This is a genomic window from Methylosinus sp. Sm6 (assembly GCF_019802345.1).
Taxonomy (GTDB): Bacteria; Pseudomonadota; Alphaproteobacteria; order Rhizobiales; family Beijerinckiaceae; genus Methylosinus.
In genome coordinates this window covers 39,548-61,889 of sequence record NZ_JAINDZ010000022.1, presented here as the reverse complement: position 1 = coordinate 61,889, position 22,342 = coordinate 39,548, and the positions used below count along the sequence as shown (strand labels likewise).

Here is a 22,342-nt window from a genome sequence, read left to right as displayed (position 1 = left end):
GTCGGACGCCGTCACAGCGCGGCTATGGCGACACGCAATTTCTCCCTCATCCAGCGCTGCGCGGGATCTTCGTGGCGGCGCGGATGCCAGCTGAGCGCGATCGTCAACTCGGGCGCTTCTACCGGCAGCTCGAACATCGTCAGCGCCGCTCCGCGGGCGATGGCGGCGCGCGCCGCAAAGCCCGGAACCGAGGCGACGAGATCGCTGAGGAGGGCGATGGCGAGAGCGGCGCTTCCGCTCGCCGCCGTCAGCGGCGTGCGCCGCCTGAGCCCCAGCGCCGCAAGGGCGCGGTCGATCGGCCCCTCGGCGCGGCCGCGGCGCGAGGAGGCGACATGTCCTGCGGCCGCGTAACGCGCCGGATCGATCGGCGCGGCGAAGATCGGCGCGCCACGGCGCGCCGCGCCGACGAAGCGATCGCGCAGCGCCGTCTGCGTCAGAACCTCGGGGCCGAGCGCTCCCGGCGCGCCAATGTCCACATCGACACGGCCCTCGCGCAGATCGGTTGCGTCTTCCTCGCCCTCCGGCGCGAACACGACCGAGAGCCCCGGCGCTTCGGCGAGGATCGCCTGCGCCAGTGCGGGACCGAGCGCGGCCGCCAGATCGTCCCCGCAGCGAACGACGAAACGCCGCTCGAGCCGCGCCGGATCGAAAATCTCCGGCGTCATCAGCGCCTCGGCCTCGGCGATGAGCGCGCCGAGCCGAGGTTTCAACGCATCGGCCCGGGCGGTTGGCAGAAAATCGCGCCCCGCCCGCACGAACAATGGGTCGTCGAGCGCCTTGCGCAGGCGGTCCAGCGTACGGCTCATCGCCGGAACGCTCTTGTTCAGGCGTGCGGCGGCGCCTGTCACGCTTCCCTCGGCGAGAAGAGCGTCGAGCGCGACCAGAAGATTGAGGTCCATCGGCGGCATTGAGCGCGAGACTAGAGTGTTTTCGAGCGAAGTGGGAACCGGTTCGCGTGAAGAAAACACGACAGAACAAGGGAATCTAGAGTCTTTCCGGTTCAATTTGAACCGGAAAGACTCTAGCAGAGTTCCGATTGCGTCGGACGCAAGATTGCCAGAACGACATCGCAACGCCGCCGGCTCCGCGGCCGCCTATGATGCGGTCCTCGACAGACAGAGGGAGGACCATTGATGATTTCGCTGCATTCGACCGCAGTGTCGACGACGCTCGACCGGCTGTATCGCGAAGCGGAGCTCCAAGACCCAGACCTGCGGCGGCGCGCCCGCGCCGAATGCGAAGCGCGCGGGACGCCCTTCGACGACCGCGCCGTCGCCAGCCTGCTCGACAGCGCCTTCATCGGCGTCGCGCCGGAGGTCGGACGACTCCTCTATCAGCTCGTGCGGCTGCGGCGCCCGGAGCGCGTCGTCGAGTTCGGGACCTCGTTCGGCCTGTCGGCGATCCATATCGCCGCCGCGCTCGCCGACAATGGCCGAGGGCGGCTGATCGCGACTGAAATCGACGCCCAGAAGGCGGAGCGAGCCACGCAGCATCTGAGAGAAGCCGGGCTCGAGACATGGGCGGAGGTGCGGCCGGGCGACCCCTTCGAGACGCTCGTCGGCGTCGAACGGATCGACCTCCTGCTGCTCGATGGCTGGAAGGCGCTCTATCTGCCGATGCTGCGCGCGTTGGAGCCGGCGCTCGGCGAAGGCGCGCTCGTCATCGCCGACGATCTGAAGATCATGCCGGAGATGCTAGCGCCTTACCTCGCTTATGTGCGCGATCCCGCCAACGGCTATTCGTCCGGCGAGATTCCGCTGGACGACGGCCTCGAACTCTCGCTGCGCGGTTGATGCGGTGGGCTGCCGCCGCGCTCACGACAATGCGCCGGCCGCCGCCGCGAGAAGCAGCAACAGATCATGCGCCGCGAGCGCGGCGCGTGGCCGCGAGCACTCGTGCAGCAGACGCAGCGCGCCGATATTGGCGAGCGACCAGCATGCGCCGATCGCCATCATGGCGAAAGCGATGACGAGCGGCGAATATGCGGCGGCCATGACGGCGTAAGCGCCGGCCATGACGCCGAGGCCGAGCGCGACGCAGCGCAAAGGCGAAAACAGCGCTGGACGCTGCGCGGCCAGCGCCGCCGGGCCATACATGGCGAGGAGATGCAAGGCCGTCGCGCCGCCGACGAAGCCCGGCGCGGCGCCGCAGACGGAGGACAGGGTCAGCGGCCCATGCAGCATGGTCGAAGCCATGACGAACCATGCGGCCGCGCCGGCGCCAGTGGCGAGGACAAAGCGCGCGTCGAGGCGGAAGTCTTCGCCGGACGCCGCCGGCTCCGCGAAGGCATGCGGCAGGCGCAGCGCGAGCGCCAGCGAGGCGACATAGGCCAGCGACGCCGAGACGACGATCCCTGCGCCGCCGCCGAGGCGATCGCCGAGGCCGGCGACGAGCGGCGCGGCGAGGGCCGCCAGCGCGCCGCCGCCGAGCACGGCGAGGCCGCCGCCCGCCGGCGCCGCGATATGGCGGTAGAACAGCGCGAATCCCTGCGCCAGGCCGAGCCATAGCGCGCCGAGGCACAGCGCCGGGAAATTCGTGTGAGCGATGGCGAAGGCGGCGAGCCCGCCGCCTGCGGCGCCGAGGCTCGCGCCGAGCGCGAAGGCGGCGCGCCGGCCGAAGGAGTCGACGAGCAGCGCCGCCGGAAGGCTCGCGAGCGCCGCGCCGAGCAACAGCAGCGCGAGAGGCCAGCCGACGCGCTCGAGGCTCGGCGCCGAAAGGCGCGCGGCTTCCGGCAATTGCGACAGCGCGAGCGCCTGCGCCAGGACATTGAGGCCGAAGCCGAGCGACAGGATTCGCGTCCAGCCGCGCTCGGCGCCCGCTTCGCCGCGCGCGCCGCAGAGGCATAGAGTTTGGCTCGGCCGTGCGAGCAGCGAATCGTGACTCATGGCGCGCGCTCTTTCAGATCGTCATCGGCGAGGATGCGCGCCGCCGCGCCTTCGAGGTCCTCATATTGGCTGGAGCCGAGCGCCCAGAGGAACGCCGCGAGGCCGAGCGCGCCCAAAATGAGCGCGAGAGGGACGAGGAAGAGCAGGACCGTCATGCCGAAGCCTCGCTGCCATGCAATTGCGCCGCCGGCGCCGCGCGGAAGGCGGCGCGCCGCCGCGCGCGGCCGGCGCGCAGCGCATTGATGGTGACCAGCAGCGACGAGCCGGACATTGCGGCGGCCGCGATCAGCGGCGTCAGCAGCCCGGCCATCGCCAGCGGCACGGCGAGCGCATTGTAGAGCACGGCGAATGTGAGATTCTGCCGTATCAGGCCGCGCGCGCGAGTCGCGAGGTCGAGCGCTTCGACGATCGGCGCGAGGCTCTCTCCGAGAAACACTGCGTCTGCCGCCGCCTGCGTCAATTGCGTCGCATCGATCGGCGACAGCGACACATGGGCGGCGGCGAGCGCCGGCGCGTCATTGAGCCCGTCGCCGATCATCAGCGTCTTGCGTCCGTCGGCGCGCAGCGTCTCGAGCCAGGCGACCTTGTCGGCCGGCTTCAGCGCGCCGCGCCATTCGGCGACGCGCAGCGCGCGCGCCGCCGTCTCGACCGCTGGAATGCGGTCGCCGGAGAGAATGATGACGCGCAAGCCCCGCTCCTCCAGCGCCGCGATGATCTCGCGCGCGTCGGGCCGCAAGACTTGGCGCAGGCGCAGGACCGCCGTGCGCTCGCCATGGCGAAAGGCGACGATCGACGCCTCCGGATCGCGCGCGGCGCAGGCGGCGCTCTCGCGTTCGAGGTCGCAGAAGCGCGGACCGCCGAGTCGCGCCTCGACGCCGTCGACGATCGCCGCGACGCCTTCGCCCCGCGTCTCGCGCGCGCCGTCGAGCGGCGCCGCGCGCGGATGCCCGGCGGCGAGCGCGCGCGCCAGCGGATGGCTGCTGGAGTGCGCGAGCCGCGCCGCGAGCGCGACGAGCTCCGCATCGAGCGATGAGGCGTCGACGAGGCGCGGCTCGGGCGTCGTCAGCGTGCCGGTCTTGTCGAAGACGATGGTGTCGATCTCGGCGAGACGCTCCAGAGCGTCGCCGCGCTCGAGCAGCACGCCGGCGCGAAACAGCGCGCCGCTCGCCGCCACCTGCACCGCCGGCGCCGCCAGCGCCAGAGCGCAGGGACAGGTGACGATCAACACGGCGATCGCCGCGACCAGCGCGTCATGCGCCGAGGCGCCGGCCGCGAGCCAGACGAGCGCGGTCGCGAAAGCCGTGACATGCACGGCCGGCGCGTAGAGCCGCGAGACGCGGTCGGCGAGCTGCAGATAGCGCGAGCGCGCCGCCGTCGCCTCCTCGACGAGCCGCTCGATCTCGTCGATCAGCGAACCGCCGTTCGCGGCCTCCACGCGCATCGTCAGCGCGCCGTCGAAGGCGAGGCTGCCGGCGTAGACGCTTTCGCCGACGCCGACCGCGCGATGATCGGTCTCGCCGGTGACGAGACTCTCGTCGAGCTTCGAGGCGCCTGCGAGGATGACGCCATCGGCGGGCACGCGCTCGCCCGGCAGAATCTCGACGATGTCGCCCGGCGCGAGCGCGGACGGCGGCACGGCCGAGCGGGCGCCGTCGGCGCCGATGCGGCGGGCGATCGGCGCGCGCAAGGCGGCGAGATTGGCGGCCACGGCGCGCGTCTTGCGCCGCATGGCGCTGTCGAGCCAGCGGCCGAGCAGCAGAAAGGCGAGCAGCATGATCGCGGAATCGAAATAGGCGTGCGGCGCATGCACGACGGTCTCATAGACCGACATTGCGAGCGCGAGCAGCACGCCGAGCGTGATCGGCACGTCTATGTTCAGCCGCCCGGCGCGCAGAGCGGCGAAGGCGCTCGCAAAGAAGGGCTGGCCGGCGTAGGCCGAGGCGGGAATGGCGATCAGCGCCGAGACTCCGTGAAAGAAATCGCGCGTCGCCGGATCGAGATCGCCCCATTGGCCGATCCACACCGCCTCCGACAGCAGCATGACATTGACCGCCGCGAAAGCGGCGACGGCGAAGCAGCGCATCAGATGGCGCGAGGTCTCCATCGCCTCGCGCTCGCCGTCCGCGCGCGCGAAGGGACGGGCGCGATAGCCCATGCGCCGCAGCCGCTCCGCGACCTCCGGAAAGGCGAATGTATCGTCGCTCCATTCGAGCGTGAGGCGACGATCGGCGTAATTGGCGCGCGCGGAGCGGAGCGCCGGAACAGACTTCAGCGCCGCTTCGATCTCATAGACGCAGGCGGCGCAGGTGAGCCCGTCGAGCGCGAGATCGAGCCGCCGCGCGCCATCGGCGCGGCGCTCGGCCAGCGAGGAATAATCGAGGTCGACGCTCATGCGGCGGCTCAATCCAGCCGAATGCGATTCTTGGAGCGAAAGGCCTCGCGCCCGTCGCGCGCGGCGGTCAGCACGAGATCGCGCCAGCCCGGCTCTATGGCGAGCGGCGCCGCATAGCGCCCCGGCGCGGTCTCGACGAGCGCGACGCCGATATCCTGCTTCGCATCGACCGGAGATCGAATCGACGCCGCGAGCTTCAGTCCCCTGATCGGGCCCTGCGCGTCGCGCAAGGCGACCTCGATGCGGTTCTGCGTTTCCGAGAGTCGCATGAGCGAGGCTTCGACCTTCCAGCCGCGCGCCTCCTGAGCGCGCGCGCCGGCGATGTCGAGATTATAGGCGAGGCCTTTCTCGTAGGCATGAGCGGTGTCCTCGCCGCGGAACGTCGACACGGCGAGAAACATCATCGTCACATCGACCGCTGCGATCACGCCGAAGAAGGCGACGAGCGTCATCAGCACGGCGGCGCCGGTGAGACGGCGCGGAGCGTCGGCGAAAGAGATGGAGCTGGTCTGCGACATGGGTCCCTCCGTCACGGCTGCAGAAAGGCGTCTTTCGCCTCCACGCTCGCGCCGCTGTCGAGATCGCGCGAGACGAAGACGATAGGAGTCTGCGCGGCGCTGGGCTTGTCGCCGCGCAAGGTGACGAGCGCGCGCGCCTCGCGCGTCTGATCCGGTCCGACGACGACGACGAAGCGTCCTTGCGCATCGGGCTCGACGCCGACGATCTCGACCTCGGCCTGATCGAGCCCTTCGACCTCGAGCGCAAAGCGGCGAGGCTCGCCGCTCATATTGGCGAAGCGCACCGTATACGCATTGCGCAGAGCGCCATCCGTGAGGCGAACGGCGAGCGGATTGCGATCATGGATCACGCTGAGACGCGCGTCGCCGCGGGTCGCGAGGGTGAGCGACATCATGCCGCCGATCGCGAGGATCAGCATTGCATAGATCAGCGTGCGCGCGCGCAGCGGCTTGAAGATCGGCGCGGCGCCGCTCTTGCGCCGCTCGCAATTCATCTGCGTGTCATAGGCGATGAGGCGCGGCGCGCGGCCGATCTTCGCCATCACGCCGTCGCAGGCGTCGATGCAGAGGCCGCATTGCACGCAGCCGAGCGAGGCGCCCTCACGAATGTCGACGCCGGTCGGGCAGACCGCGACGCATTGGCCGCAGTCGACGCAATCGCCGGCGCGTCCGCCCGCCGCGCGCAGCGCGAGCCCCTGCTTCAACGACATGCGCGGCTCGCCGCGGTCATAGCGAAAGGTGACGTTCAGCGCATATTCGTCGGTGAGCGCCGCCTGTATGCGCGGCCAGGGACACATATAGAGACAGACCTGCTCGCGCATATGGCCGGCGAGCATGTAGGTGGTGAAGGTGAAAATGCCGATCCAGACATAGGCCTGCGAGACGCCCGGCTGGAAGGTCGCGAGCTGATGGACGAGCGTCGGCGCGTCGGCGAAATAGAGCACCCAGGCGCCGCCGGTCCACCAGGCGATGACGAGCCACAGCGCATGCTTGGCGATTTTCTCGCGCCGGATTTTCGACGTGCGAGGCCCGGCGTCCTTGCGCGCGCGCTCGCGGGCGTCGCCCTCGATCCAGCGCTCGGCGGAAAGATAGAGATCGGTCCACACCGTTTGCGGACAGAGATAGCCGCACCAAATTCGGCCGGCGACGGCGTTCATCAGGAACAGCACGAGCGCGGCGAGGATCAGGAGGCCGGTGAGATAATAGACCTCCTGCGGCCAGATCTCGATGAAGAAGAAGTAAAAGCGCCGATGTGGAAAATCGACGAGCACGGCTTGGGTTGGCGCGCCGGGGCCGCGGTCCCAGCGCACGAAGGGCAGCAGGTAGTAGACCGCGAGCGTGAAGGCGAGCAGGCCCCATTTGATGCGGCGGAAGCTTCCTTCCACCTCTTTCGGGTAGATGGCCTTGCGCGCGGCGTAGAGAGAACCACTGCTCGCCGTTCGGCTGCTTTCGGTCGCGCTCATGATTGGTTCTCTCCGTTGCAAACTCAGCCCCTCACCCTGAGGAGCCCGCGAGAGCGGGCGTCTCGAAGGGTGGAACAGCGCGCCCTCTGGAACATCCTTCGAGGCTTTTCGCCTTCGGCGAAAAGCGCCTCAGGATGAGGGAGTGAAACCTCACTCCCCGCCGCCGAGCGAATGCACATAGACGGTGAGCGCCGTGATCGTCGTGTCGTCGAGGCGGTTGCCCCAGGCCGGCATCACGCCGCCGCCGCCATTGGCGATGCGCGCGACGATCGTCGCCTTGTCGGAGCCGAACAGCCACAAGGCGTCGGTCAGATTGGGCGCGCCCATGTCGCGATTGCCCTTGCCGTCGACGCCATGGCACACGGAACAATTGTCGTCGAAGAGCTTCGCGCCGGCGGCGGCCGGCTTTGCGCCGGGGAGCTTGCCCAATGCGCGCACCTCGTCGGCGATGAGCGAGATCTGCCCGGCGTCGAGCAGGCCGTCGCGGCCGAAGGCCGGCATGGTCTCCGTGCGCGTCTCCTTGTCGGCGTCCCAGCGCACGCCATGCTCGATGGTGCGGCGAATATCGGCGAGCCTGCCGCCCCACAGCCATTCGTCGTCATTGAGATTGGGATAGCCCTTCGCGCCTTGCGCGCCGGCGCCATGACAGCCGGCGCAATTATTGGCGAAGGCGGCGGCGCCGAGCGCGCGCGCGGCGCTCAGCAATTGCGGGGTCTTCTCGATCTCCTCGAGCGTCGCCGTGGCGAGCCGCGCCATCACCGGCCCGCGAATCTTCTGCAGCTCGTCGAGGTCTTGTGTCACCGCCGTGCGTGAATGCCAGCCGAGGAGCCCCTGCGTCGCGCCGCTTGGCGTCGGCAAGGAGGGGTAGACGAGGAAATAGGCGAGCGACCACAGGATCGTCGCGTAGAAGGTGATCAGCCACCAGCGCGGCAATGGCGTGTCGAGCTCTTCTATGCCGTCCCATTCATGGCCGGTGGTCTTCACATGCGTCTCGCGCATTTCATTGGTCGACATGATCAGTCCTCCCGCAGAGGCGCGCGCGCCGCGCGGTCGAAGCGTTCGCGATTGGCCGGCCAGAAGGCGTAGCCGACCGCGACGCCGAAGATGGCCGCGAAGAAGAACAATCCAGAGCCCGCTGCGAAATCTCGCCAGAATTCATAGGTCATGGCTCACCTCACATTGACCGCGGCCTTGTCGTCATAGAGCTTGAAATCGACCGAGACGCCGAGATGCTGCAGATAGGCGATCAGCGCATCCTCCTCGGTGACGCCGCTCTTGCTCGCGACATCATTGACGACGGCGTTGGGATAGCGTCGGCGCAGCGCCTCGGCGCCGGGAGCGTCCGGCGCCGCCTGCGCGGAGAGATCGGCGGCGGCGGCGTCGATTGCCTCATCCGTGTAGGGAACGCCGACGACGCGCAGCATGCGCATCTGCTCGGCGATATGCGCATAGTCGAGCGGCGCGCTCGCCAGGAACGGATAGCCCGGCATGATCGAGGTCGGCACGACGGCGCGCGGATCGCGCAAATGGTCGCGATGCCAATCATTGGAATAGCGACCGCCGACGCGCGCGAGATCGGGGCCGTTGCGCTTGGAGCCCCATTGGAACGGGTGGTCGTACATGCTCTCGGCGGCGAGCGAATAATGGCCGTAGCGCTCGACCTCGTCGCGCAGAGGGCGAATCATCTGCGAATGGCAGGTGTAGCAGCCTTCGCGCACGTAGATGTTGTAGCCGGAAAGCTCGAGCGGCGAATAGGGCCGCACGCCGTCGACCTTCTCGATCGTGTTGTGCAGATAGAACAGCGGCACGATCTCGACGATTCCGCCGATCGAGACGAGCAGCATGATAGCGAGCAGCAGCAGGATCGAATTGGTCTCGAGACTCTTCTGCAGGCTGCGGGACGGGCGTGCATGCATCATGTCGGACATGGCGGCTCTCCTCACTCTGCGGCGGCGGGAAGAGGGGCGAGCGCGCTCGCCCGCTTCTCGGCGGGGGAGCGAATTGTCTTGTAGATGTTATAGACCATGATCAGCGCGCCGATCAGGAACAGCCCGCCGCCCGCTGCGCGGATCACATATTCCGGATGCAGCGCATCGGTGGTCTCGACGAAGGAATATTCGAGGAAGCCCTGCGGCGTGTAGGCGCGCCACATCAGCCCCTGCATGATGCCGGCCACCCACATCGCCGAGATGTAGAAGACGATGCCGATCGTCGCGATCCAGAAATGCCAGTCGACGAGCTTCAGCGAATAGAGCGGGCGCGCGAACACCCAAGGGATGAGGCAATAGAGCGCGCCGAAGGAGACGAAGCCGACCCAGCCGAGGCTGCCCGAATGCACATGGCCGATGCCCCAATCGGTGTAATGGCTGAGCGCATTCACCGCCTTGATCGACATCAGCGGCCCTTCGAAGGTCGACATGCCATAGAAGGCGACCGAGACGACCATCATGCGCAGCACCGGATCGGTGCGCAGCCGGTCCCAGGCGCCGGAGAGAGTCATGAGGCCGTTGATCATGCCGCCCCAGCTCGGCATCCACAGCATGATCGAGAAGGCCATGCCGAGCGTCTGCGCCCAATCGGGCAGCGCGGTGTAATGCAGATGATGCGGCCCGGCCCAGATGTAGAGGAAGATCAGCGCCCAGAAATGCACGATGGAGAGGCGGTAGGAATAGATCGGCCGCTCGGCGCGCTTGGGCACGAAATAATACATGATGCCGAGAAAGCCGGCGGTGAGGAAGAAGCCGACGGCGTTATGGCCGTACCACCATTGGATCATCGCGTCCTGCACGCCGGCCCAGACGATCACCGATTTCGGCGAGAACAGCGAAACCGGAATTTCGGCGTTGTTGCCGAGCACGAGCACGGCGACGGTGACGATGAAGGCGAGGTAGAACCAATTGGCGACATAGATGTGCGGCTCCTCGCGCCGGGCCAGCGTCGCGAGGAAGACGATGAGATAGACGACCCACACCACGACGAGCCACAGGATCGCGTACCACTCGGGCTCCGCATATTCATGGCCGCGCGTGACGCCGAGCAGATAGCCCGTGCCGGCGACGAGGATGAAGAAATTATAGCCGAGCACGACGAACCAGGGCGAAAGATCGCCGGCGAGCCGCGCGCGGGAGGTGCGCTGCACGACATAAAAGGATGTCGCGAGCAGCACATTGCCGCCGAAGGCGAAGATCACCGCCGATGTATGCAGCGGGCGAAGGCGCCCGAAGTTGATCCAGGGCAGATCGAGATTGAAGGCGGGGAAGGCGAGCTCCAGCGCGATATAGAGCCCGACGGCAAAGCCGGCGACGCCCCAGAACAGAGCGGCGAGCGCGGCGAATTTGATCGGGCCGTAATTATAGTTCGGCTTGCCGTCGATGACGCGCGGCGCCGGCTCGGCGCTGCGCAGCTCATAGCGCTTCACGATGGCGACGACGGCGCCGATCGAGCCGAGCGCGAACAAGGCCGCATGGAAGGCGTAAGGAGCGGCATGCGCTTTCGTCGCGATATAGCCGGCGAGCGCGGCGAAGGCGACGAAGACGAAGGCCAGCATGGCTTCGCCGAAGGTCACGGATTTCGGGGGAGAAATGGACAGCGCCATGATGAGATGCCCCTGCGCGGAAATAGCGAAGGGCGCGTCGTTCTCTTTCGAATTCGACGCGCGCGCCCTTCGTCTCGGATCGCGGAAAAGAGTCTAACGCTGGCGCGATCGCGCGATTTGACTTCGATCAACAAAACCGCTCATCGGCGATCGCTGCGCACAAATGTCACAGGCGAATGAAAACAAGCATCATTTTCGCGCGTGAATAGAAGGGCTTGTCAATTCGGCGCCGCAGGGCGCGCGCAGCTTGGAAATGAGACGCGCGCGGTTTTGTCGCAAGGTTGGGCGCAGGATGCGCGCGTCCGTCGCGCTCTTTTCAGCGCATCAGATCGTCGTTGGTCTTGACGCCGCGGCCTTCCTGCGGCTCGCGTCTCTGCCCCTTCGGCCCGAGCGTCTTGGCGATGATCGCTTCGGTATTCGAGGTCCAGCCGGGCTTGGCGTTTTCGATCGGCGTCGGGCCGGGGCCGGGGACGAGATGCACGAGCTTGAAGCCGCGCGCCTTCAGCGCCTTCAGGAACTCCGGCATCATCCGCGCCGTGGAGGCGCGCGAATCGTGAAACAGAATGATTCCCTTGCGCGCCGCCTCGAGGCGCGACATGACCAGCTCGAGCTCGGCCTGGGGCGTCATGTCCTGCCAGTCCGAGGCCCAGAGATCGGCGCCGAACACGGCGATGGAGCGGTCCTCGAGCCAGCTCACCAGCTCGGGCGTGTCGGCGAAGCCGGGGAAGCGGAAGAAGGGCGCGCGCGGCGAGGGTCCCGCCGCGCCGAAGCCGGCCGCGTCAACGGCGGCGAAGCCCTTGTCGATGTCGGCGCGCGCCGCCGGATCGCTCATCAGCCGCAGCGTCCGCGCCGGATGGCTGTAGGAATGATGTCCGGCATTGTGGCCCTCGGCCACGATGCGCTTCACCAGCGCCGGCTCCTCGGCGGCGTGGCGGCCGACCAGGAAAAAGGTCGCGCGGGCGCATTCGGCCTTCAGCGCGTCCAGAACCTGCGCCGTCGTCCCGGCCACGGGGCCGTCGTCGAAGGTGAGCACGACCTCATGGTCGGCGAGCGCCAGCGTGCGCGGATAAGTCTCGAGGCCGAGCGCCAGCCTCTCGCGCCCGTCGACGGCGATCTCGCGGGCGACGCCGAGCGCCTGCGGCCCACACTCGCGCCCCGGCGCGGCGGCGGCCGCGGTCGCGGCGAAAAGGCCGAGGATGATCGGCAGCAGGCCATTTTTCAGCGGCATCGGCGGTTTGCTTTCCCGTCTCGGCGCGTTATGCACCCCTCGCTCCCGACTTCGTTCGCCGGAGGCATTTCTCGCAAGATGGGGCTCCCTATGTCGCAAGACCATGAAAAATCGGCGCCCCCGGAGAGGTGTTTTCGCGACGAGGAGACTGGCGAGCCGCGCGCCGACTTCGTCGCCGACGTGGAGGCGGCGATCGAGGCGGAGGACGCCGAGGCGGTGCGTGCGCTGGTCACGCCGCTGCACGAGGCCGATCTCGGCGCGCTGATCGAGCTGCTCGGCCATGAGGCCCGGCCCAAGCTCGTCGAGCTGATGGGCGCGGAGTTCGACTTCCTGGCGCTGACCGAGGTCGGCGAGACCACGCGCGAGGACATTCTCGAGGAGCTGCCGGTCGCGACCCTGGCCGAAGCGATGCGCGAGCTCGAGAGCGACGACGCCGTCGCTCTGCTCGAGATGCTCGAGCCCAAGGAGCAGGCGCAGGTGCTGGAGGCGCTGCCGGCCCATGAGCGGGTGGTGCTGCGCCGCTCTCTGGACGCCGCCGAGGGCACGGCCGGGCGACTGATGCAGACCACCCTCGTCGCCGTTCCGCCCTTTTGGACGGCGGGCGAGGTGCTGGATTTCTTCCGCGAGACCGAGCCGGACGTCCTGCCGGACAATTTCTTCGAGGTGTTCGTCGTCGATCCGGCCTATCGCCTGCTCGGCACGGTGTTTCTCGACGCTCTGGTGCGCGCCCATCCCAAGACGCGGGTCGAGGACATCATGCAGGCGGACCGCCGCCGCGTGCGCTTCGACGAGGAGAGCGAGGAGGTGGCGCGGCTGTTCGAGCGCTATAATCTCGTCTCCGTGCCGGTCGTCGACGAGGCCGAGCGGCTGGTCGGCGTCATCACCATCGACGACGTCGTCGACGTGATCCAGGAGGCGGCCTCGGAGGAGATCAAGGCGCTCGGCGGCGTCAATCCGCATGAGGAATTGACCGACAGCTTCTGGTGGATCGTCAAGAGCCGCTTCGTGTGGCTGTTCGTCAATCTCGGCACCGCCTTCATTTCGGCGAGCGTGCTCAAATCCTTCGAGTCGCAGCTGCAGCAGATGGTGGCGCTCGCCGTGCTGGCGCCGATCGTCGCCAGCCAGGGCGGCAATTCGGCCACCCAGACGATGACGGTCACCGTGCGCGCGCTGGCGACGCGCGAGCTCTCGCGCGCCAATGCGCTGCGCATCATTGTCCGCGAGCTCGGCACCGGCGCCCTGAACGGCGCGGCCTTCGGCCTCATCACCGGCCTCGTCGCCGCCAATTGGTTCGAGAATGTCGGCCTCGGGCAGGTGATGGCTCTGGCCATGCTCACCAATCTCACCGCCGGCGCGCTCGGCGGCATTCTCCTGCCCATGCTGCTCGACCGGCTGAATGTCGACCCGGCCGTCTCCTCGAGCGCTTTCGTGACGACGGTCACCGACGTCGTCGGCTATGGCTCTTTCCTCGGCATTGCGACCCTGTGGTTCCACTTGGGCTAGGAGCGCTTTCCGATCGAACGGAATCGTTCGATCGATCGGAATTCGCTCAAACTAAAGAATGCTTCTAGCGCGGACGCCCCCGCCGCCGGAATCCGGCGCGGGCGAAGGGAGGTCCGGGACGCCGCGGCTCCGTTTCGGCCGTGACGTGAAAAGAAGCGCGTCGGAGCCGGAAATCCCGGACCACGGCCGCCTTCTGTTTGCCGCCTCCGGGCCCAGGGTCTTTGCTCCCTTTCCGTTAATCGGTCCCCGTGCGCAACCTCGGATACTCGGCCCGGCTCGCGCCTGCCTTGTTCAGGCAGGCCCTCCGCACGAAGGAGAAGCCGGCGCCGGCGGCGCGGTGGCGTCGCAAGGGTTCGGACGAGGGTCGCGCCGCCCGTCCTTGCGAACCGTGCCCCGCCAACGTCGCCCGACCTTCGGACGCCGCCCCATGCGGCGGAAGCGGAATGGGCAATTGGAACAAAATCCGAATATGTCAAGCGCGTCGGCGGATGCCCGAAGCGGACGTTTCTCGAACGGGCTGCCGAGGGGGCCTTTGAAGACGCCGCTGCGGCGACTCCTCAGGACGAGGGTTGGGGATTTCGTCCTTTGCCGCCCGGCTTTGCTCCGATTCGATCGCGACAACTATTCTGGCGCGCAATCGATAGAACGGCGGCGATGCGTTTATATATTGCTCATCGCCGCCCTGATCGGTCATTCGCGCTCAGCGGCCAGCGGCCAGCGGCCAGCGGCCAGCGGCCAGCCGCCGCCGGGGTCGACACGGGACGAGCATCGGCGCCCGGCCGTGTCGCTCCCGGCAATAATCGGCTCTTACCGGACACCCAGCCGGGTGACGTGGGACAGAGCGCTGGACGGCTGCAGGGCGGACGACACCGAGGCCGCGCCGAAGAGCGTCCTGACCCGCAAGGACGAGGTGTCGAGAATCGCCTCGGCGCTGCCGACGCTCTGGCCGGTCGCGGTGTTGGTGATGGTGAAGCTGAGCTGGCCAGCCGCGCTGTCATTCGGTCCGACGACGTAGTTGAGCGGTCCCGTAATCGTGGCGGGCAGCGCGACGCCGAAGTCGGTGATGCTTTCGGCGAGGTTGACGTTGAAAGTGCGGCCGCCCAAATTGAGCGTCAGGTCCGACTCATGGGCCTGCTGGCTGACCTGACCGTCATTATAGCCAAGTATCTGACCGAATTTAGCTCCAGAATAGAGGAGGCCGCGATTGTTGATCACGACGAGAGTCGTGATCGACGGAGACGTCGTGCCGTTGGCGGCGCCGCCGACAGCGGAAAATTGGGGCGGGCCCATGGTGACGGCGCCGCGGGCGGTGTCGAAGACATAGTACACGGTGAACGGAAGTCCCGCCAGATTGACGCCGGGCGCGCCGAACACGCCGGTCGTGTCGACGCCGCTCGAGACATTGCCGGAGTAGGTGACTTGAACGATCGCGGCTTGCGCGAAACCCGACATGGCGACGAGCATAGCGCTCGCGAGGGAAGCCAAAAACGTCTTTTTCATGATTTACCCCAATATGTTGGGACGAGAATGCGTCAGCCGAATGGCAGGCGCAAGAAAATACATAGCCAATTTATGCAAAACAAATTTTACAAATGGCCTTGTTGTGGGCGACGCCAGGTACATACGTTAGATGATATCGACGGATCATGAGGTTGGCGGGGGAATTTCAAAGCTTCATATTTCATCACAACTGTATGAAAGGAATATTTAATTACGTAAAGCAGCAACAGGCGAGATCATTCCGTCGCCTCCCGCGCCCGGCCCCTGCTTCCACGACCCGGCCGGCGCAGGATCGACGGCAGCGGCGGCGCGCCGTCGCGGCGATCTTCGACCTGCCGATCTTCGACTTGCCGATTCGCGGAGGAAAAAATCCATTCTTCCGCGGTCCCGCCCGCGCCCTATTAACGCTTCGTTACCGGTCGGGGTATAATCTCACTCAATGCGTCCCTACCGCCTCATACTGGCGGCGCCCGCCGCCGCTCTGCTCGCGACAGCCCTCTCGGGCTGCGGCGGCGCGCTCGACCCGACCGCCACCCACCGGCCGCGCTTCGCCACCGCCGCGCCGCCGACCCTCAACAAGCGCAAGGACCCGACCTTTCTGGCCTATGCGGTGCCGGAGACGGAGCTTCACGCCTATCCGGCGACGCGCAGCGCGGAATATGCGGTGCACGGCGTCGATGTCTCCAAATATCAGGGCGACATCGACTGGCAGGCGGTGAAGAATGCGGGGGTCTCCTTCGCCTTCATCAAGGCGACCGAGGGCGGCGACGCGCTCGACTCGAAATTCTATCGCAATTGGGCGGCGGCCAAGGCGGCGGGCGTGCCGCGCGGCGCCTATCATTTCGTCTATTGGTGCCGCCCGCCGCATGAAGAGACCGGCTTCTTCAAATCGGTCGTCCCCAATGAGCCCGACGCTCTGCCGCCGGTGCTCGACGTCGAGGCGACGCCGACCTCGCGGAGCTGCAAGCGCACGCTCTATCGCGAGGAAGTGCTGCGCGACATGCGCGTGATGCTCGAGGATATGGAGCGCCACTACGGCAAGAAGCCGATCATCTACAGCTCGGTCGACTTCTATCAGGCGATCCTGCATTCGGGCGCGCTCGCCGAATATCCGATCTGGGTGCGCTCGACCAAATATCATCCGACGGTGCGCTACGGCGACCGCAAATGGACGTTCTGGCAATATCGCTCCGACGGCAGCGTGCCGGGCATCACCGGGGCGGTGGACCAGAACGCCTTCCACGGCAGTCATGCGCAATGGAGGGAATGGCTCGCTTCCGTCACCGGCCTGCAGGCGGCGCCGGTCGCCGCGGCGGCGCGGCCCGTCGACGACCGCGGCGAAAGCCGACTGATCGAGGAGGACCCGGCCATGCCGCCGGCGGTCGGCGCGATCCTGTCGTCCGGCTCACGCTGACGCGCCGCTCGCGCGCGCCTCTTGCGGTGTTTAGTTTGAGCGAATTCTGATCGATCGAACGATTCCGTTCGATCGGAAAGCGCGCTAGGGCTAGGGATTTTCTCCTTCACCCGTTCCCCTGAAACCGCCCGGCTCAATATCGACAACGTCGGCAATGTGAGATATTTCGCGCCTTGCCTCCCCTCATAATTGCTCGACGGCCTTCGACCGCGGCGGCGAGCCTTTGGATGGCGAGGGGGGCTTTGTGCGTGGATTTCTGAAGCTCGCGCTTTGCGCCGGCTTCCTTCCTCCGGCGATGCAGCTCGGGGGAGGGTAGCCAGCCGCGCGGTTTTGGTGTATGCGCCCCGGACCAGTTTTCGCCCCGCCCCGGCGCGGGGAGTGGGAGATCGAGAAACAATGGCCGTTCCGAAGAGAAAGACCTCGCCGATGAAGCGCGGCTTCCGCCGCTCCGCCGACGCCGTCAAGGCGCCGACCTATGTCGAGGACAAGGATTCGGGCGAGCTGCGCCGTCCGCATCATATTGACCTGAAGACCGGCATGTATCGCGGCCGTCAGGTGCTGAAGGTCAAGGCTCAGGAAGCCTGAGCCCGTCCATCCGCCGTCATTGCGAGCCGAAGGCGAAGCAATCCCCAAGCCGCCCAGCGGCTTGGGGATTGCTTCGTCGCCGTGCGTATCCGCAATGACGCGGCGACGTTTCAGCGCGCCCTCTGCGCCCGCGCCAGCAACGGCATCAGAAAGGCGCGCGGGGCCAGCCGGCCAGCCAGAACAAAAAATTTGTTCACGAGCCCCGGCACGATGACGCGCCGGCCGGCCGCCAGCGCCTCATAGCCCTGGCGCGCGACCTCGCTCGCCGGCAGCAGCGCCGGCCGCATCGCCATCATCTCGCCCTTGTAATCGAAGCCGGCGCGCGCCTGGAAGCCGGTGCGCACGGGACCTGGGCAGAGCGCGGTGACGCGCACCCCGGCGCCCTTCAGCTCCTCCGCCAGAGCCTCGCTGAACGAGCGGACATAGGCCTTGCTCGCGTAATAGACGGCAAATCCCGGCCCGGGCATGAAAGAGGCGACCGAGGCGACGTTCAAAATGCCGCCGCGCGCCGCGACGATGGCGGGCAGGAAGCGCAAGGTCAGGCCGGTCAGCGTGCGAATATTGAGGTCGACGCATGCGAGCTGTTCGTTCGGATCGAGCTCTGCGACGCGGCCGATGAGCCCGAACCCCGCATTATTGACGAGGAACTCCGCCGAGCGCCCGGCGTCGGCCAGCGCTGCCTCGAGCCGCTCCGCCGCCCCCTCGGCGCAAAGGTCGAGCGCGACGACCAGCGGAGCCTCGCCTCCCGCGGCGACGATCTCGGCGGCGAGCGCCTCGAGACGATCGCCGCGACGGGCGACCAGAGTGACATGATGGCCCTTGCGGGCGAAGATGCGGGCGAGCTCCAGCCCGATGCCGTCCGAGGCGCCGGTCACGATCGCCGTCTTGTTGTCGCTCAATCTATCCTCCCCGAGATATCATGGTCTTTGGTCAAATGAGCCGACGGCCCGAAAAGCGAGCCTGAAGGCTCGCGGTCCAAGCGCGGCCCGGGACCGCGAGCCTCCAGGCTCGCTTCAAATTCGTCGACGCGAGCCGCTAGCCTCCCCAAGGCCCGGGCGTGATCGGCTTTCCGGCGTCCTTGGCCGCCTGCCGCAGCTCCACCCGGTCGCGCGTCGAGACGCCGAGCAATTCGGCGACGCGCCAGATCACATTTTCCTCGAATTCATGGATCGTGCCGTCGGCATAGGCCATTTCCCACAACATTGCGATGACGGCGCGGCGGCCCTCCTCGTCCAGCGTGCGCTTCAGCACGCTGGTGAAGCGGTAGAGATCGACGGCGTCGCGCTCGCTCTCGGCGGCGGCGGCGATCAGAGCGCCGGCCGCGGCCGGATCGAGACCGAAGCGCGTCTCGACGAGGCGATGCAGCAATTGCTTCTCGCCGACGTCATAGACGCCGTCGATCGCGGCGAGATGCACCAGCAGCGCCGCGGCGGCGAGCCGATGGTCGGAGGCTTCGAACGGCCGCGGCCGGGACGGCGCGCCGGAAATTTCGTCGAGAAAGGCGCGAAGAGCGTCGAGCATCGGGGCTCCGTGGTCGGTCGGGGGCGTGACGTCCGTATAGTTCGGCTCGTCGAATATGCCTAGATCAGCATCCGATCCATTTGGATCGGACGCCGATCCGGATTTTGGCGCCTTGTGATGAAGCGGCGGATGATGTAGCGAGACCGAAGGCGTGGCGCATGAACTGGTTGCGCAGCGTTCCATTGTCGGAAAGGATTTCATGAGCGTCGCCGATTACGCTGCAGTCTTCTATGGCAATGGCCGGGCTCCTTTATTGGGGGGGCAAAAGTTCTGGGACGGGCGGGCCGAGATCGTCGGGGTTCCGACATTCGCATCGCTTCCGATGTTCTTTTGCGAGGGAGATGCGAACGGCGTCAGCCTGCAGGCGGCTGAGCGTTTCATCGACGGCGTCGCTCCGGTGGGCAGCGAAGAGGCGCCGACGGGGGAATACAGCTTCGTCTTGATCGACGAGAACGAAGCGGTTTTTGCGACGGATCCTGTCGGACTGTGTTATCTGCTCGTCCTCCAAACCGCCGATTATGTGTTGGTGGCGAACGGACATGAGCCGCTCGACGCCGCGGCCCGCCAGCTGGGCCTGGCCCTCACCCCGGACCCGAATGCGCTCGCGGACCTGTTCTGCATCGGATCGCCGCTCGCGCCATCGAGCGGCTACGCCGAAGTCGAGCTCGTCCCTTTGCATCAATATGTGAAGCTCGAGCGCGACGGTCTGCTGCGGCTCCTGGACCGCTCGTTCTGGCGCTTCATCGCCGACGCGAGGGCGGGGAAGCATTCCTACGAAGCCTTGCTCTCCGGCGCGGTGGGGCAGATCCGCTCCGCCGCGATTGCGGTCGGCGAAACTCCGCATCAGTATAAAGTGCAGGAAATAACCGGCGGTCGCGACAGCAGGGTCGTTCTCGCGGCCCTGCTCGGCGTGAAGGATCTTTCCTTCGCGGGATATTGCCGAGGGAAGCTGACAGACCCGGATCAGATCATCGCCTCTCTGCTTCGGACGACATTCGGCATTCGACGGGCGAGCTCGCCTTATACGTACGAAGTCTCTGCTTCGGAGGCCGTGCAGCTCGCGAAGGCCAAGAACGGCCTCGTTCGCCAGATGGACGATGTCAGCTACTATTGCGACTCTCCGTTGCCGGACAGATTGGTCATCGGCGGAGCAAGCGGAGAGACCTTTCGGGGGTTCTTTGCGCCTATGATCGTCGGCTCGAGGCCGGAGATCAAGAACAGCCTGCCCGGCGCTGTCGACGCCTTCACGCGGAAGTATAAATATTGGTCCCTGTGGTCTTCCAACTATGCGAGAGCGCGTGTCGAGCAGGCTACAAATTTTGCCTCGAGCTTCGCAGTGGAGGACCCGCTGCTGGCCGTCGATCTTCTCTATATTTATTCTCGAAACCGTTTTCATGCCGGCCTTGCGACCCGCGCGAGAAGGCGCCTATTCGCTCAAGCGAATCCGGCGAACTCGTTCCTGGCGCTCGCTGCGTCCTACGTGCTGCCCGGCGAGCTGCGAGCGCGAGGAAAGGTCGCATTCGACTTGATGTTGGCGCTCTATCCGCCTCTAGCGTTCTTCCCGATAACCGGAGGGGCGTGGCATCCGTCCGTCGCCTCCGGCGCCGCCTATGCGGGGGCGCTCGAAAAAATGACGATGCCGCTTGCCGTGCGATCAGAACCCGAGGAGCTGAAGCTTCCGGCGCCGACAGCGCGGCAAAAGCGCGTTCATCAGGACGAGGAGCTGCGCTCCATACTGAAAGGCGGGCTGATCGGCTTGATCGAAGACGACGAGATCGCTCGGCGTCTCGACACGGGCCGGCTGCCGGGCCTCGCCGACACCGATCCGCGACTGGTTCACAGGCTGACCGCGCCGGTATCGTATTATCTGGAACTCAAACGGAATCGTCGTTGAGGAGGCGCCGAGGCCTGTTTCCGCCCGAAGGATTGGCGCGCCGGATGATCTCCGTCTGGCCGGAATATTGCTCCGCATGAACCTGCGCCCGCGCTGGCGTTTCCCGCCTCTCGCGGCCATATTCATGACGATTCCGCTTGTTTGGAGAGTCTCATGCAGCAGACCGCCGATGTCGCCGTGCTCGGAGCCGGAATGGTCGGAGTGTCGGCCGCCCTGCATCTGCAGGCGCGCGGCCGCGACACGGCGCTCGTCGACCGCCACGGCGCCGCAGGGCTCGAGACCAGCTTCGGCAATGCGGGGCTGATCGAGCGCGCCTCCATCTTCCCATATCTGTTTCCGCGCGATCTCGGCGATCTCTTTCGCTATGCGCTCAATCTGTCGCCGCAGGCGCATTATCATTTCGCCGCTTTGCCCGGCATCGCGCCCTGGCTGTGGCGCTATTTCCGCGAGAGCGCGCCGGGACGGGCCGAGCGCCATGCGCACGACGCGCTGCCGCTGGTCGAGCGCTGCCTCGAGGAGCATGACGCGCTGATCCAGCTCTCGGGCGCCGGCGATATCGTGCGGCGCATCGGCTGGATCAAGCTCTATCGCAGCGACAAGACGCTCGCCAAAGGCATCGCCGACGCCGAGACGCTGCGCAGCTTCTCGCTGCGGATCGAAACGCTCGACACGGCGGCCCTCGCTGCGCTGGAGCCCTCGCTCTCGCCGGTGAAAGGCGCGGTGCATTTCCTCGACACCGCCTCGGTGGCCGATCCGAGCGCGGTGGCGCAATCCTATGCGGATCTGTTCCAGCGGCGCGGCGGCCGCTTCCTCGCCGGCGATGTGCGTGGGCTGCAGCAGACGCGCGACGGCCGCTGGAGCGTGCCGACGCATGAGGGCGCGCTGATCGCGCGCGACCTCGTCGTCGCCCTCGGCCCCTGGTCGGACCAGATCTTCCGTCCGCTCGGCTATGATCTGCCCTTCGCCGTCAAGCGCGGCTATCACATGCATTACGGCGTCGCCGAGGGCGCGCGCCTCTCGCATCCCGTGCTCGACGCCGACAATGGCTATGTGCTGGCGCCGATGACGCGCGGCGTGCGGCTGACGACGGGAGCGGAATTCGCCCGCCGCGACGCGCCGCCGACCCCCGTGCAGGTGGACCGCGACGAGGCGCTGGCGCGCACGCTGTTTCCGCTCGCCGAGCGGCTCGACCCCAAGCCCTGGATGGGCTGCCGCCCCTGCTTCCCGGACATGCTGCCGGTGATCGGCAAGGCCCCGCGCCACGAGGGGCTGTGGTTCGACTTCGGCCATCAGCATCATGGCTTCACCTTGGGTCCGGTCAGCGGAAGGCTGCTCGCCGAAATGATGACCGGCGAGGAGCCCTTCACCGATCCGACGCCCTACAGGGTGGAAAGATTTTGAAGTCTCGAGGCCGTCACACTTCTGCAACGGAAGCCGGCTAGGCCTCGATTCCATGGTGCTGCATCTCCATCACGTTCCGGGCCGGCTGCGCGTCCGCCTCGCGCGCCTCAAAGGGCACGCGCGCGCCATCGTGCCACTTCATTCGGAATTGCTCGCGATCGCGGGCGTCAGATCCGCGTCGATCAGCAGCCATTCGGGCAGCGTGACCATTTTCTACGACCGCGCGTCCTTCGAGACCGAGGCGCTGTGGTCGACGCTACGCCGCCTCGGCTATCTCGACGCCGAGCCGCAGAGCGCCGCCGCCCCTCCGTCCCGCAGCTTCGCGACCAACTCCATGGCGTCGGTTGCGACAGGGGCGATCGCAGAGGCTGTCGCCGGCGAGGTGGTCAAGCATGTGCTCGGCCGTTCGGCCGGCGCGCTTGTCCGAATGATCGCCTGATTTT

21 protein-coding genes are annotated in these 22,342 nt (G+C 66.9%); 7 read left to right on the top strand and 14 right to left on the bottom strand.

Translation table 11 applies throughout. From position 1 onward, the window contains the following. Positions 1-11: 11 nt before the first annotated feature. The gene (locus K3F48_RS15190; protein WP_255609142.1) at positions 12-899 is read right to left on the bottom strand and encodes a LysR family transcriptional regulator; all 888 of its coding nucleotides are present in this window, start codon (positions 897-899) and stop codon (positions 12-14) included. Between the two features lie 234 nt (positions 900-1,133). Between K3F48_RS15190 and K3F48_RS15185 the strand changes: the two genes are divergently transcribed. Beyond that, entirely contained in the window at positions 1,134-1,793 is a 660-nt protein-coding gene (locus K3F48_RS15185) for an O-methyltransferase (RefSeq protein ID WP_222576278.1), read from the top strand. 21 nt (positions 1,794-1,814) lie between these two features. Here the strand turns inward: K3F48_RS15185 and K3F48_RS15180 are convergent, their stop codons facing one another. The 10 genes from K3F48_RS15180 to K3F48_RS15135 all read right to left on the bottom strand — a co-directional run bounded on the left by K3F48_RS15180 (position 1,815) and on the right by K3F48_RS15135 (position 12,081). After that, positions 1,815-2,885 carry an MFS transporter gene (locus K3F48_RS15180; RefSeq protein ID WP_222576277.1) on the bottom strand — a complete coding sequence of 357 codons (1,071 nt, stop codon included), beginning with the start codon at positions 2,883-2,885 and terminating at the stop codon, positions 1,815-1,817. Beyond that, the gene (gene ccoS, locus K3F48_RS15175) at positions 2,882-3,040 is read right to left on the bottom strand and encodes a cbb3-type cytochrome oxidase assembly protein CcoS (protein WP_222576276.1); all 159 of its coding nucleotides are present in this window, start codon (positions 3,038-3,040) and stop codon (positions 2,882-2,884) included. The genes K3F48_RS15180 and ccoS overlap by 4 nt, the downstream gene beginning before the upstream one ends. Further along, positions 3,037-5,277 (bottom strand): heavy metal translocating P-type ATPase, encoded by a 2,241-nt coding sequence (locus K3F48_RS15170; RefSeq protein WP_222576275.1) that lies wholly within the window; start codon positions 5,275-5,277, stop codon positions 3,037-3,039. Before K3F48_RS15170 ends, ccoS begins: the two co-directional genes overlap by 4 nt. Before the next feature lie 8 nt (positions 5,278-5,285). Next, positions 5,286-5,795 (bottom strand): FixH family protein, encoded by a 510-nt coding sequence (locus K3F48_RS15165; protein ID WP_222576274.1) that lies wholly within the window; start codon positions 5,793-5,795, stop codon positions 5,286-5,288. Between the two features lie 11 nt (positions 5,796-5,806). Then, positions 5,807-7,258 carry a cytochrome c oxidase accessory protein CcoG gene (ccoG, locus tag K3F48_RS15160; RefSeq protein ID WP_222576273.1) on the bottom strand — a complete coding sequence of 484 codons (1,452 nt, stop codon included), beginning with the start codon at positions 7,256-7,258 and terminating at the stop codon, positions 5,807-5,809. Between the two features lie 150 nt (positions 7,259-7,408). Next, positions 7,409-8,272: a cytochrome-c oxidase, cbb3-type subunit III gene (ccoP, locus tag K3F48_RS15155; RefSeq protein ID WP_222576272.1), complete on the bottom strand. Its 864-nt coding sequence runs from the start codon at positions 8,270-8,272 to the stop codon at positions 7,409-7,411. Between the two features lie 2 nt (positions 8,273-8,274). Beyond that, positions 8,275-8,424, bottom strand: a complete 150-nt coding sequence (locus K3F48_RS15150; protein ID WP_222576271.1) for a cbb3-type cytochrome c oxidase subunit 3 — start codon at positions 8,422-8,424, stop codon at positions 8,275-8,277. A gap of 3 nt (positions 8,425-8,427) precedes the next feature. Continuing rightward, complete coding sequence (gene ccoO / locus K3F48_RS15145; protein ID WP_222576270.1) at positions 8,428-9,186, bottom strand: cytochrome-c oxidase, cbb3-type subunit II; 759 nt, start codon at positions 9,184-9,186, stop codon at positions 8,428-8,430. 11 nt (positions 9,187-9,197) lie between these two features. Then, positions 9,198-10,853 carry a cytochrome-c oxidase, cbb3-type subunit I gene (ccoN, locus tag K3F48_RS15140; RefSeq protein WP_222576269.1) on the bottom strand — a complete coding sequence of 552 codons (1,656 nt, stop codon included), beginning with the start codon at positions 10,851-10,853 and terminating at the stop codon, positions 9,198-9,200. Positions 10,854-11,169: 316 nt separating this feature from the next. Continuing rightward, the gene (locus tag K3F48_RS15135) at positions 11,170-12,081 is read right to left on the bottom strand and encodes a polysaccharide deacetylase family protein (protein ID WP_222576268.1); all 912 of its coding nucleotides are present in this window, start codon (positions 12,079-12,081) and stop codon (positions 11,170-11,172) included. Positions 12,082-12,171: 90 nt separating this feature from the next. On the opposite strand from K3F48_RS15135, the gene mgtE reads away from it, so the two are divergent. Continuing rightward, positions 12,172-13,584, top strand: coding sequence for a magnesium transporter (gene mgtE, locus K3F48_RS15130; protein ID WP_222576267.1), 1,413 nt, complete (start codon positions 12,172-12,174; stop codon positions 13,582-13,584). 807 nt (positions 13,585-14,391) lie between these two features. Here mgtE and K3F48_RS15125 read toward each other — a convergent pair. Next, on the bottom strand, positions 14,392-15,048 hold the full coding sequence (locus K3F48_RS15125) for a hypothetical protein (protein ID WP_222576266.1): 657 nt from the start codon (positions 15,046-15,048) through the stop codon (positions 14,392-14,394). A gap of 475 nt (positions 15,049-15,523) precedes the next feature. Here K3F48_RS15125 and K3F48_RS15120 point away from each other — a divergent pair, with 475 nt between their 5' ends. Then, the gene (locus K3F48_RS15120) at positions 15,524-16,498 is read left to right on the top strand and encodes a GH25 family lysozyme (protein WP_222576265.1); all 975 of its coding nucleotides are present in this window, start codon (positions 15,524-15,526) and stop codon (positions 16,496-16,498) included. Between the two features lie 396 nt (positions 16,499-16,894). Beyond that, the gene (gene rpmF / locus K3F48_RS15115) at positions 16,895-17,083 is read left to right on the top strand and encodes a 50S ribosomal protein L32 (RefSeq protein ID WP_003609948.1); all 189 of its coding nucleotides are present in this window, start codon (positions 16,895-16,897) and stop codon (positions 17,081-17,083) included. A gap of 110 nt (positions 17,084-17,193) precedes the next feature. Here the strand turns inward: rpmF and K3F48_RS15110 are convergent, their stop codons facing one another. Both K3F48_RS15110 and K3F48_RS15105 read right to left on the bottom strand, forming a co-directional pair. Beyond that, positions 17,194-17,982, bottom strand: a complete 789-nt coding sequence (locus tag K3F48_RS15110) for an SDR family oxidoreductase (RefSeq protein ID WP_222576264.1) — start codon at positions 17,980-17,982, stop codon at positions 17,194-17,196. 136 nt (positions 17,983-18,118) lie between these two features. After that, complete coding sequence (locus tag K3F48_RS15105) at positions 18,119-18,604, bottom strand: TerB family tellurite resistance protein (protein ID WP_222576263.1); 486 nt, start codon at positions 18,602-18,604, stop codon at positions 18,119-18,121. A 199-nt stretch (positions 18,605-18,803) separates the two neighbouring features. On the opposite strand from K3F48_RS15105, the gene K3F48_RS15100 reads away from it, so the two are divergent. The 3 genes from K3F48_RS15100 to K3F48_RS15090 all read left to right on the top strand — a co-directional run bounded on the left by K3F48_RS15100 (position 18,804) and on the right by K3F48_RS15090 (position 22,338). Beyond that, positions 18,804-20,498: a hypothetical protein gene (locus K3F48_RS15100; RefSeq protein ID WP_222576262.1), complete on the top strand. Its 1,695-nt coding sequence runs from the start codon at positions 18,804-18,806 to the stop codon at positions 20,496-20,498. A gap of 153 nt (positions 20,499-20,651) precedes the next feature. Further along, entirely contained in the window at positions 20,652-21,899 is a 1,248-nt protein-coding gene (locus K3F48_RS15095) for an FAD-binding oxidoreductase (protein ID WP_222576261.1), read from the top strand. A 52-nt stretch (positions 21,900-21,951) separates the two neighbouring features. Next, positions 21,952-22,338 carry an HMA2 domain-containing protein gene (locus K3F48_RS15090; RefSeq protein ID WP_222576260.1) on the top strand — a complete coding sequence of 129 codons (387 nt, stop codon included), beginning with the start codon at positions 21,952-21,954 and terminating at the stop codon, positions 22,336-22,338. Positions 22,339-22,342: the final 4 nt, after the last annotated feature.

Coding starts and splice junctions, on each gene's coding strand:
- K3F48_RS15125 (WP_222576266.1), bottom strand. CDS start 15,048: ATGCTCGTCGCCATGTCGGGTTTCGCGCAAGCCGCGATCGTTCAAGTC.
- K3F48_RS15090 (WP_222576260.1), top strand. CDS start 21,952: ATGGTGCTGCATCTCCATCACGTTCCGGGCCGGCTGCGCGTCCGCCTC.
- ccoS (WP_222576276.1), bottom strand. CDS start 3,040: ATGACGGTCCTGCTCTTCCTCGTCCCTCTCGCGCTCATTTTGGGCGCG.
- K3F48_RS15170 (WP_222576275.1), bottom strand. CDS start 5,277: ATGAGCGTCGACCTCGATTATTCCTCGCTGGCCGAGCGCCGCGCCGAT.
- mgtE (WP_222576267.1), top strand. CDS start 12,172: ATGTCGCAAGACCATGAAAAATCGGCGCCCCCGGAGAGGTGTTTTCGC.
- ccoP (WP_222576272.1), bottom strand. CDS start 8,272: ATGTCGACCAATGAAATGCGCGAGACGCATGTGAAGACCACCGGCCAT.
- K3F48_RS15150 (WP_222576271.1), bottom strand. CDS start 8,424: ATGACCTATGAATTCTGGCGAGATTTCGCAGCGGGCTCTGGATTGTTC.
- ccoG (WP_222576273.1), bottom strand. CDS start 7,258: ATGAGCGCGACCGAAAGCAGCCGAACGGCGAGCAGTGGTTCTCTCTAC.
- K3F48_RS15095 (WP_222576261.1), top strand. CDS start 20,652: ATGCAGCAGACCGCCGATGTCGCCGTGCTCGGAGCCGGAATGGTCGGA.
- ccoO (WP_222576270.1), bottom strand. CDS start 9,186: ATGTCCGACATGATGCATGCACGCCCGTCCCGCAGCCTGCAGAAGAGT.
- K3F48_RS15105 (WP_222576263.1), bottom strand. CDS start 18,604: ATGCTCGACGCTCTTCGCGCCTTTCTCGACGAAATTTCCGGCGCGCCG.
- K3F48_RS15180 (WP_222576277.1), bottom strand. CDS start 2,885: ATGAGTCACGATTCGCTGCTCGCACGGCCGAGCCAAACTCTATGCCTC.
- K3F48_RS15165 (WP_222576274.1), bottom strand. CDS start 5,795: ATGTCGCAGACCAGCTCCATCTCTTTCGCCGACGCTCCGCGCCGTCTC.
- K3F48_RS15190 (WP_255609142.1), bottom strand. CDS start 899: ATGGACCTCAATCTTCTGGTCGCGCTCGACGCTCTTCTCGCCGAGGGA.
- K3F48_RS15135 (WP_222576268.1), bottom strand. CDS start 12,081: ATGCCGCTGAAAAATGGCCTGCTGCCGATCATCCTCGGCCTTTTCGCC.
- rpmF (WP_003609948.1), top strand. CDS start 16,895: ATGGCCGTTCCGAAGAGAAAGACCTCGCCGATGAAGCGCGGCTTCCGC.
- ccoN (WP_222576269.1), bottom strand. CDS start 10,853: ATGGCGCTGTCCATTTCTCCCCCGAAATCCGTGACCTTCGGCGAAGCC.
- K3F48_RS15185 (WP_222576278.1), top strand. CDS start 1,134: ATGATTTCGCTGCATTCGACCGCAGTGTCGACGACGCTCGACCGGCTG.
- K3F48_RS15120 (WP_222576265.1), top strand. CDS start 15,524: ATGCGTCCCTACCGCCTCATACTGGCGGCGCCCGCCGCCGCTCTGCTC.
- K3F48_RS15100 (WP_222576262.1), top strand. CDS start 18,804: ATGAGCGTCGCCGATTACGCTGCAGTCTTCTATGGCAATGGCCGGGCT.